Consider the following 9241-nt stretch of genomic DNA (forward strand, 5'->3'; position numbering starts at 1 on the left):
CAGAAGAAAGAAAAAAGCAATCCCTGAAAGGGACTGCTTGTTATTTAACGTGCGGTAATATGGAATCCTGAATCAACGTGAAGATTTTCGCCCGTGATGCCTCTTGACAGGTCACTGAACAAGAATGCAGCCGTGTCGCCCACTTCTTCAGGTGTTGTCGTGCGGCGCAGCGGCGCGCGCTCTTCAATTTCTTTCAGGATAGAGTTGAAATCACTGATTCCTTTTGCAGACAGCGTACGGATCGGTCCTGCTGAAATGCTGTTGACGCGGATGTTTTCTTTTCCTAAGTCAGCGGCTAAATATCTGACGCTCGCATCCAGAGACGCTTTTGCCACACCCATTACGTTATAGTTTGAAACGACGCGCTCTCCGCCGAGGTAAGTGAGTGTAACGATGCTTCCGCCTTCAGTCATAATCGGACGCGCCGCTTTTGCGACCGCTGTCAGAGAGTAAGAACTGATGTTATGCGCAAGCAGGAATCCTTCGCGGTTCGTATTTAAATATTCGCCGACAAGCTCTTCTTTGTTTGCGAACGCGATGCAGTGCGCGATGCCGTGAATCACGCCGACCTGCTCTTTAATGCTCGCAAAGCAAGTTTCGATCTCAGCGTCATTTGTCACATCACACGGAAGGATGATGGAATCATTTCTTTCTAATGTAGCCGCAAGGTCATGAACTGATTTTTCCAAGCGCTCTCCCGCGTAAGTGAAAATGAGGCGCGCTCCGGCTTCATGCAGCGAACGGGCGATTCCCCATGCGATACTGCGTTTATTGGCAACGCCCATCACAACGATGTTGCGGCCTTCAAGTGAGAAATTCATATGTATAAAGCCTCCTGTAATCGTCTTAAAGACATAGTTTTAGTACCTGATCTTAATTTTTATCATATCATAACCTTGTCCAGATTGAAAGCATGGGAAAAAGACCGCGGATGTTGAAGCGGTCTCTTTTTTATCTCGTCTGCAGACTGTTCCTTTTAAAGGCAAAATGATTGGTCGGGCCGTGTCCCTCTCCAATGCCGAGCGTATGTTCCACGGCTTCCCGCACAAAATTGACGGCTGTCTCAAACGCGGTCTGAATGTTTTTCCCCTTTGCCGTTTCCGCCGTCAGCGCGGCTGCGAACGTGCAGCCTGTTCCGTGGGTGTGTTTGGTGTCAATATAAGCGTGGCTGATTTGGGTAAAAGACGAACCGTCAAATAATAAATCAACGATCCTCCCCTGTTCAGGCTGGTGTCCGCCTTTTATGATGACATGCTTTGCACCAAGCTTGCAAAGGCGTTCGGCCGCTTTTTTCCGGTCCTCAAACGTGCGGATTTCCATTCCCGTCAATACCTCAGCTTCCGGAACATTCGGCGTCACCGCATAGCTGCGCGGAATTAACAGCTCTTTTAACGCGGCCTGAGATTCCTCACGCAGCAGGGAAGCGCCTCCTTTGGCAATCATGACGGGGTCGGTGATGACATGATCAAGCCCGTACTGATCCGTTTTTTCCGCAATTTCCGCAATCATTTCCGCGCTCCACAGCATTCCCGTTTTTACAGCGTCAGGCCGCAAATCTTCCGCCACCGCGTCAATCTGGCTGCCCAGCGCTTCCCGGGTGAGCGGATAAATGCCGTGAACGCCCAAAGTGTTCTGGGCGGTGACCGCTGTAATGGCTGACATCCCGAAAACGCCGAGCTCCTGAAAGGTTTTGAGATCCGCCTGTATACCGGCGCCGCCTCCTGAATCTGATCCGGCAATCGTCAATGCTTTGCATATGCTCATGATGTTTTTCTCTCCTTTCGCATTATCCGATCCATTTATGATAAAAGGATTTCGCTCTGCTGATATCACTTGTGCCGTGTATTAATGCTCTGCCGTCACGAAACAGTACCATCTTGAAATCGTCTTTGCAAAACGAAATTAAATACGGGTTGGCTGAAACATCAAGCCCTGTCCGTCTGAGCTGTCCCGCAAGTTTTTGCAGATCAAACTGTTCAGAGATCCCCGCTCTGATCTGCACCGTGTTCCGCCCGCACAGAACCGCCGCTCTTGTCTGATTTTCATAGGATAAAAACGGATAATCGTTCGTGCCGCAGCTTGGGCAATCAGCCGACTTAAGACGGGTGACGTTTATTTCTGACCGTTCATTTTTCCATAAATCAAAGGAACGGAGAACATGCTCGATAGATCCGCCCGTTAACAGCTTCAGCGCATCTGCTGCCTGAAAAACGGCCGTCTGCAATACAGCCGGGCTGATGATTCCCGCCGTATCGCATGTCATACCGCCTAAAGGCAATGTCTCAAGCAGACAATGAAGGCACGGCGTGACACCGGGAATGACGGTAAAAGAGAGCCCGTAGCTGCCGACACAGGCGCCATACAGAAAGGGAATCCCTTTCTGCACAGCCGCATCATTCACAATCAGTCTTGTTTCGAAGTTGTCGGCGGCATCCACGATGAGGGAGGCGTCACGAATCAATCCGGGTGCGTTTTCCGCAGTGACATCCATGACAAATCCCTCGACCTCTACATCACTATTTATGGATCGAAGCCGTTTTTCAGCCGCCGCGGCTTTCGGCATTTCCTCTCTGACATCGTCTTCGGTATAGAGCTGCTGGCGCTGGAGATTACTCCACTCCACATAATCTCTGTCAGCGATCGTTACCTTCCCGACCCCTGCTCTGACAAGCATCTCCGCACTTGCCGTCCCAAGCGCACCCGCGCCGATAATCACGGCATGAGACGACCGGAGCTTCTCTTGGCCGGAGGGACCGATCGGCTGAAACAGCTCCTGTCTGGAATATCTGTCCGTCATACCGGAAGACCGTCTCGCGGACTGCTTGCAGTTCCGTAATCTTTCACCGGAATTCTCCCCGCTTCATAAGAAAGGCGGCCCGCTTCTACGGCAAGCTTCATCGCCCGGGCCATCTTGACCGGATCATCAGCGCCTGACACAGCGGTATTTAACAGCACACCGTCAGCCCCGAGCTCCATCGCGTAGGCGGCGTCTTTTGAAGATCCGACGCCGGCATCGACAATGACCGGCACCTTCGCCTGTTCAATGATAAAGGATAGATTCAGCGGATTTAAAATTCCCTGACCGGAACCGATCGGCGAAGCGCCCGGCATAATGGCATGCACTCCGAGCTCCTCAAGACGTCTTGCGAGCACGACATCATCTGACGTATACGGAAGCACGATAAATCCCTCTTCGAGCAGCTGTTCTGATGCTTTCAGCGTTTCAACCGGATCAGGCAAAAGTGACCGGCTGCATCCGATGACTTCTACTTTTATCATGTCACAAAGCCCTGAAGCTTTGGCAAGCCTTGCGATTCGGACCGCCTCTTCAGCCGTTGCGGCGCCGGCCGTATTCGGCAGAAGCGTATACTTAGACAAATCAAGCTGTTCAAGAAAGTTAGGCTGAGACTCTTCAAAGATGTTCATCCGCCTTACCGCAAAGGTTAAAATATCTGATTCCGAGACGGCCACCGCCTCTTTCTGAATCTCAAAACTCGGATATTTTCCCGTTCCTAACAGCAATCTTGACTGAAACTGTTTTCCGCCTATTGTTAACATCCTCATCCGCCTCCTACAAAATGGACAATTTCTATGACATCGCGGTCACACAAACTCGTATTTTCATAATTCTTTTTTTCAATGATTTCTTTATTTCTCTCCACAACTACGATTCTTTGATCAAGCTGGTACGATTCAAGCAAATCCTGAACCGTCCCCTCTTTTCGATTCCAATCAATTTGTTTTCCGTTCAGCTGAAGGATCATATATGAACAGCCTCCTTGCGATCGATTCGAAACGCTTCTTCCCATTCCTGTTTAATCTGTCTTTCCATGATCATATCCCGCACCATTTCAGCCGTTGCCGGCGCCAACAGGATGCCGTTCCGAAAATGGCCGGCGGCGAAGATGATGCCGCTGTCTTCAGGATGCCGCCCGATAAACGGCTTTCCGTCTCTTGTTCCCGGCCTGAGCCCCGCCCAAAACCGGTCTATTTTCATATGTTCGATGGCGGGAAGCATGGTTTTCGCTTTTGCAATGACGGCCTCAATTCCTCCGATGTCAGGCGTATCGCTCCAGTCGTCCTGTTTCATCGTGGCGCCGATGACAAGCCGGCCGCTTTTTCTCGGGACGACATAACAATGATCATGGTAAAGGGTTTTGGTCAGCGGGATATCGTCATTCCACACGGAAAGGCATTCTCCTTTCACAGGAAAAAAAGGCTGTCCCAAGCCGAGCTGGCTGAAAAACCGGCCGCTCCATACACCGCTTGCAACTGCGACTTTGTCAGCATAGACATCCCCGCCGGATGTTGTGATGCAATATTCTCCGTTCACCCGTTTTACGGAGGTGACTTGTGTATGCTCATATATATCAGCGCCATAGCGCCGCGCTCCTTTTGCATACGCTTTGCAGACATAGTACGGTTCGACATGGACATCGTCTTTTATAAAACTTGCGCCGAGAATGTCTTTTGAAGCGTAAGGCTCTTTTTCAAGGGCATCTTCCGCTGAAAGCCAGGTGACGGAAGGCAGATCATCCATCTTCCGCAGACGGGCGATATCTTCTTCGGTATACGCCAGTTTAAGCATTCCGCCGTTATGGCGCCTGATGTCAATGCCGCAAGCTTCCTCAAGCTCTTGCCCCGCCGCTTCATACAGCCTTTGACTGTGCATGGCAAAATCAAAAAACGCATCCCGGTTTTCACATTCCGCATGAGCGCCCAGCATTCCCGCGGCAGCGCTTGTCGTTTTTCGGCCGACTTCTCCGGCTTCAAACAAGACAACGTTCTGCTGCGTCTTCGCCAGCTCATAAGAAATGGCGCACCCGATAATTCCGCCGCCGATCACCGCCGTATCATAGTGCTTCTTCATAATCGGCCTCCCTTACCGCGCGTGCATACCGCTTTGCCGCCTCCTCAGGATTTTCAGCTGAGAAAATACCTGACATGACGGCAATTCCGTCCGGTTTCGCCTGCTTTGTGTGTCCGATCGTCTGCAGTGTCATTCCGCCGATTGCGATGACGGGGATGGAAAGCGTGCGTTTGATCTCTGAAAGCAGGCTGATGCCTCTTGCTTCAAGTCCTTGTTTACATTCGGTTTCAAATACATGGCCGAACACCACATAATCCGCATCTTCCTTTTCAGCTTGGATGGCTTCTTTCAGCGAATGAACCGAACGTCCGATATGAAGATGGGGAAATCTGCTTCGCACCTGCTTTACGGAAAAGCTGCGGGACGGAAGCTGAACACGGTGTATATTGGCAAAAAGCGCGATATCCGCCCTGTCATTGATGATCAATTTGTCCTTATCCGCACCGCCCTTTTTCAAAAGGGTCAAAAGCTGCATGATTTCTCCCGCTGTTTTATCCCGCTCACGGATATGGATAAAGCTTACTTCGCGCTGAATCGAAAGAATATCCTCGGCCAGCTCGGCAACGGGTTTGCGATTATCAGTTACCGCGTGCAGCTCCAAAAGATTCCACCTCTTTTCCGCCCTTCTCGGACCAGCCTTCTTTTTGATAGGCCATTCCCCAAAATTGATATTCATAATAGCTTGAAATCACAAAATTCTCTTTCATTTTCGCGCGGATGTCCTCTGTGCTGTTTTCAGCAATCTCGTCAAAACGGCTGATCTGTTCTTCGACTTGCTGTCTGAACCAGTCTCCGCCGTATGTACCGATCCATTTTTCATAAATCGGATGCTCCGGTTTGCACTCCTTTAAGTGTTCGCCGACTTCATAATAAAGCCAATAACAGGGCAGAAGCGCAGCTAATATTTCTCCAAAATTGCCGCTCATCACCGATCTGTACATATGAGACGTATAAGAATAGGCGGTCGGTGCCGGTTTAAATGCCGCACGCTCTTCTTCCGTAATCCCTAAAAGCTCCGTAAACTCGCGGTGCAGCGCCATTTCCGCTTCATATGTCCCTTGAGCGTGGCCCGCCATCCTGCCCGTCGTAAACAAGTCTTCGGCATATGCGGCGCCGAACGCCTGAACTTTTGCAAAATGCGTCAAATAGTAGGAATCTTGCAGCACGTAATAGCTGAAACGGTCTATCGGCAGGCTTCCGTCACCGATTCCCGTTACAAACGGATGAACAAAACTTCCGTCCCACCATTCGGCAGCCGCCAGTCTGCATTCTTCAGAAAATGTCATCATGTCTTCCCCCCTGATAAAATAAAAAAACCACTTTCCCGCATCGGAAAAGTGGTTTGGAATTTAAATGGATAAAAGGAACCCCAAAAAAATACCGCTCCACTTCCCTACGCAGGTCTGAACCTGTTCAAGTTATGAGGGTCTAAAAGTCTCACTTTTATCTCAGCCCTTATGAAGGACACCCCTAGTGGTCATACGATTAATGATTTATTTGTTATGCCTTCTATATTATCACGAATTGCAATTTGGTCAAGCTTCAAGGATTTTTCTCAGTTCCGACACGTAGTTGCGCGAGCCCGTGACGATGAGACGGTCTCCTGTTTTCAGCCTCGTGTCTCCGTGCGGAACGATGCTGTCCACACCTCTGAAAATCCGGACGAAAATGACATCGCCCATCAGCGGAAATTCCCGCAGAATGATGCCGTTATACGCCGGGTTTTCCAGATTGATCTGATATAACGAAGACTCCTCATTCGTCAGGAGGCTCATCACGCCCGGCGCCTCAATTAATGCGCGCAAGAGCGTCTTTGTAGACAGAAGGATAGAAAAAATACTGATGCCCTCTTCTTTCAGTTTTGTTTCATGCTCAACCGAGCCGACGCTTGCGATGATACGCTCAGTCCCTTTCTCTTTCGCTATTAAGGCGATTTCAGCGTTCACATCTTCATTTCCCGTCGCCACGACAAGAATATCCGTTTTGAAAATACCGTGCGACTCAAGCGTGCCGGGCTCGTAATCAGAAATCGTGTCAACCGAAAAAACGGATTCCGCAAGCGTTTCCCCGGCATTTTCCTGATACACATGGACGACCCGTACTTCATATTCCTCATCGGGCAATTCCAGCGTAACCGGAAGTGTCATTTGGTTGGCGCCGATAAATGTAATGCGCTTTTTTTCCTGCGGCGCACTTTGCCGTTTGTATAATTTCTTAAAGCCGATCGGCGTGATGATGCTGGCAATAACCGCAACTAAAGTCAGCGCGCCGGACATATTGGCGCTGATAATGTGGAGCCTTTCTCCGATCGTAGCCGCCGCGATAACAAGCGACAGCGTGGACGTCAGCAAAAAGCCCGAAGCAAACACGGTTCTATTGTCATACCATTTCTTTAAATAAAACACCGGGAACATCTTGCTGATAAACAGCGCAAGCAGAAGCAGCGGAATCATCGTTAATGTTTTCGGGTCTTGGAAGAGTGTCCAAATATCCAATTTCACCCCGACCATGACGAAAAAGATCGGAATTAAAAACCCGTAGCCGAAGGAATCCAGCTGTTCCACCATTTCTTTATTCGGAGACAGAAGCGATACCAGAACGCCTGCCAAAAACGCGCCGAGAATATTTTCCGCCCCGAGAGATTCCGATAAAGCGACAAGCACGATAATCAGTGTGAAAATGGCTCTCGTGCCGATCTGCACGGTGCCTTTAGACATCGACTGCACAAATGAACGGTGTTTAAAGATCCTGCCGAAGAAATACAGCACGACCCCCGCGGCAAAAAGGATCAACAGAAGCCACATATTTCCGCTGTCTTCTCCGTAAAGAGAAGAGAAGAAAGCGAGCAGAATCATCGTAGCCAAGTCCGCGATAACGGCGACAAGCAGGATGATCTGGCCGATATTGGAGTTCATGATCCGTTCTTCCTTTAAAGTCGGGACCACCACACCGAGTGATATCGTCGAAATAATAAGCGTCATTAAAAATGCGTTTTGAATAAAACCGGCTAATACAAAGGCATAGGACAGCAGCAATGATAAAATAAAGATGCCGAAAAAGATAATCAGTGCGGCAGAAAACGTGTTGGGCGCTTCCTTGCCGTTCGGAAGGAATTGTTTTTTCTTCCCTTTCTCAAATGAAGAAAAATCAATTTCCAAGCCGCTTAAAAACATTAAAAAGATAAAGCCGAGAACAGACAGCGTCTCCAGCCACGTGTCTCCCTGAACGACAAGATTCAGGCCGCTTTTTCCGATAATAAGCCCCATGATGATCTCCGCGACGACGACGGGGATGCTGAGCTTAAACCGATGTAAAAGGAGCGGCGTCAAAAAAGCGACGATCAGAACGACGACTAAAGATGCGACTGATGTGTGTTCCATTCGTAAATACCTCCTTAAAACAAGGGTTATAAAAGCCCGCTTAAAGCGGGCGAAACCTTACTTTTTTTAAAAACATAACGCATATTCTAACAAGGCTGAACGCGAAAAAAAAGTGATAAGGCTTTATTTCTTTAATTCTTTTTTTAATTTGTACAAAAACAGCGTAATTAGGTATAGGAATTAGCCCCATAATAAATAAAAAACCGTTAATAAGGAGGCTGACACGAATGGCTTATGACATCATCAGCGATATACACGGATGTTATGACGAAATGATCGCGTTAATGCAAAAGCTCGGATATGAAGTCAAAGACGGAACGCCCGTTCACTCTGAAGGCAGGACGCTTGTCTTTGCGGGGGATTTAACGGACAGAGGCCCAAAATCCGTAGAAGTGATGCGTTTTGTGGCAAAAGCATATGAAAAAGGAGCCGTCCGTTATGTCCCGGGAAATCATTGCAACAAACTGTACCGTTACTTAAAAGGAAACCCCGTAAAAGTGATGCACGGACTGGAAACGACGGCAGCCGAACTGAAAGAGCTGTCTCCCGCCGTCAGAACTGAAGTCTCCAGACAATTTATCCGATTATATGAGTCAGCGCCGCTTTATGACATTTTACATAATGGCGATCTCGTTGTCGCCCACGCCGGCATAAAAGCTGACGATATCGGTAAATACTCGCGTAAGGTAAAAGAATTTGTTCTGTACGGCGATATCACGGGTGAAACGTATCCCGACGGCAGACCCGTCAGAAGAGACTGGGCCGCCGCTTATGAAGGCAAGGCATGGATTGTTTACGGCCATACCCCGGTAAAACGTCCCCGGATCGTCAACCGTACAATCAACATTGATACAGGATGCGTCTTCGGTAATCAACTGACAGGCTTTCGCTTTCCGGAGCATGAAACCGTCTCTGTGGAAAGCTCAATGCCCTATGATGCTTCACGATTTCGCGAGGATCACGGAAGGCAGACATGAAAAAAAGCCCGAAA

10 protein-coding genes and 1 riboswitch are annotated in these 9241 nt (G+C 49.1%); of the genes, 1 reads left to right on the forward strand and 9 read right to left on the reverse strand.

Features of this window, described 5'->3' with window-relative positions; translation table 11 throughout:
• Positions 1 to 44 precede the first annotated feature (44 nt).
• From fabI to AC3WTF_RS06740, 9 genes are all read right to left on the reverse strand, one after another.
• Entirely contained in the window at positions 45 to 821 is a 777-nt protein-coding gene (fabI, locus tag AC3WTF_RS06700; protein WP_003155001.1) for an enoyl-ACP reductase FabI, read from the reverse strand.
• 130 nt (positions 822 to 951) lie between these two features.
• A complete protein-coding gene (gene thiD / locus AC3WTF_RS06705) occupies positions 952 to 1764 on the reverse strand; it encodes a bifunctional hydroxymethylpyrimidine kinase/phosphomethylpyrimidine kinase (protein ID WP_015417222.1) in 813 nt (270 codons plus the stop codon).
• Between the two features lie 22 nt (positions 1765 to 1786).
• Entirely contained in the window at positions 1787 to 2797 is a 1011-nt protein-coding gene (gene thiF / locus AC3WTF_RS06710) for a thiazole biosynthesis adenylyltransferase ThiF (protein ID WP_007409094.1), read from the reverse strand.
• Positions 2794 to 3564, reverse strand: coding sequence for a thiazole synthase (gene thiG, locus AC3WTF_RS06715; protein ID WP_007610655.1), 771 nt, complete (start codon positions 3562 to 3564; stop codon positions 2794 to 2796). The genes thiF and thiG overlap by 4 nt, the downstream gene beginning before the upstream one ends.
• Entirely contained in the window at positions 3561 to 3764 is a 204-nt protein-coding gene (gene thiS, locus AC3WTF_RS06720; RefSeq protein ID WP_003155008.1) for a sulfur carrier protein ThiS, read from the reverse strand. The genes thiG and thiS overlap by 4 nt, the downstream gene beginning before the upstream one ends.
• On the reverse strand, positions 3761 to 4870 hold the full coding sequence (thiO, locus tag AC3WTF_RS06725) for a glycine oxidase ThiO (RefSeq protein WP_129004064.1): 1110 nt from the start codon (positions 4868 to 4870) through the stop codon (positions 3761 to 3763). The genes thiS and thiO overlap by 4 nt, the downstream gene beginning before the upstream one ends.
• The gene (tenI, locus tag AC3WTF_RS06730) at positions 4854 to 5471 is read right to left on the reverse strand and encodes a thiazole tautomerase TenI (protein ID WP_015417219.1); all 618 of its coding nucleotides are present in this window, start codon (positions 5469 to 5471) and stop codon (positions 4854 to 4856) included. The genes thiO and tenI overlap by 17 nt, the downstream gene beginning before the upstream one ends.
• Positions 5449 to 6156: a thiaminase II gene (tenA, locus tag AC3WTF_RS06735; RefSeq protein ID WP_007409099.1), complete on the reverse strand. Its 708-nt coding sequence runs from the start codon at positions 6154 to 6156 to the stop codon at positions 5449 to 5451. Before tenA ends, tenI begins: the two co-directional genes overlap by 23 nt.
• An 87-nt stretch (positions 6157 to 6243) precedes the next feature.
• Positions 6244 to 6352: riboswitch (TPP riboswitch) on the reverse strand.
• Between the two features lie 53 nt (positions 6353 to 6405).
• On the reverse strand, positions 6406 to 8250 hold the full coding sequence (locus AC3WTF_RS06740) for a monovalent cation:proton antiporter family protein (protein ID WP_061046899.1): 1845 nt from the start codon (positions 8248 to 8250) through the stop codon (positions 6406 to 6408).
• A 227-nt stretch (positions 8251 to 8477) separates the two neighbouring features.
• Between AC3WTF_RS06740 and prpE the strand changes: the two genes are divergently transcribed.
• Positions 8478 to 9227: a bis(5'-nucleosyl)-tetraphosphatase PrpE gene (gene prpE, locus AC3WTF_RS06745; RefSeq protein ID WP_032871194.1), complete on the forward strand. Its 750-nt coding sequence runs from the start codon at positions 8478 to 8480 to the stop codon at positions 9225 to 9227.
• The last annotated feature ends 14 nt before the right edge of the window (positions 9228 to 9241 follow it).

This window comes from Bacillus sp. EB106-06-01-XG163, from assembly GCF_058791615.1.

Coding starts and splice junctions, on each gene's coding strand:
- AC3WTF_RS06740 (WP_061046899.1), bottom strand. CDS start 8,250: ATGGAACACACATCAGTCGCATCTTTAGTCGTCGTTCTGATCGTCGCT.
- prpE (WP_032871194.1), top strand. CDS start 8,478: ATGGCTTATGACATCATCAGCGATATACACGGATGTTATGACGAAATG.
- fabI (WP_003155001.1), bottom strand. CDS start 821: ATGAATTTCTCACTTGAAGGCCGCAACATCGTTGTGATGGGCGTTGCC.
- thiF (WP_007409094.1), bottom strand. CDS start 2,797: ATGACGGACAGATATTCCAGACAGGAGCTGTTTCAGCCGATCGGTCCC.
- tenA (WP_007409099.1), bottom strand. CDS start 6,156: ATGACATTTTCTGAAGAATGCAGACTGGCGGCTGCCGAATGGTGGGAC.
- thiD (WP_015417222.1), bottom strand. CDS start 1,764: ATGAGCATATGCAAAGCATTGACGATTGCCGGATCAGATTCAGGAGGC.
- thiG (WP_007610655.1), bottom strand. CDS start 3,564: ATGAGGATGTTAACAATAGGCGGAAAACAGTTTCAGTCAAGATTGCTG.
- thiS (WP_003155008.1), bottom strand. CDS start 3,764: ATGATCCTTCAGCTGAACGGAAAACAAATTGATTGGAATCGAAAAGAG.
- thiO (WP_129004064.1), bottom strand. CDS start 4,870: ATGAAGAAGCACTATGATACGGCGGTGATCGGCGGCGGAATTATCGGG.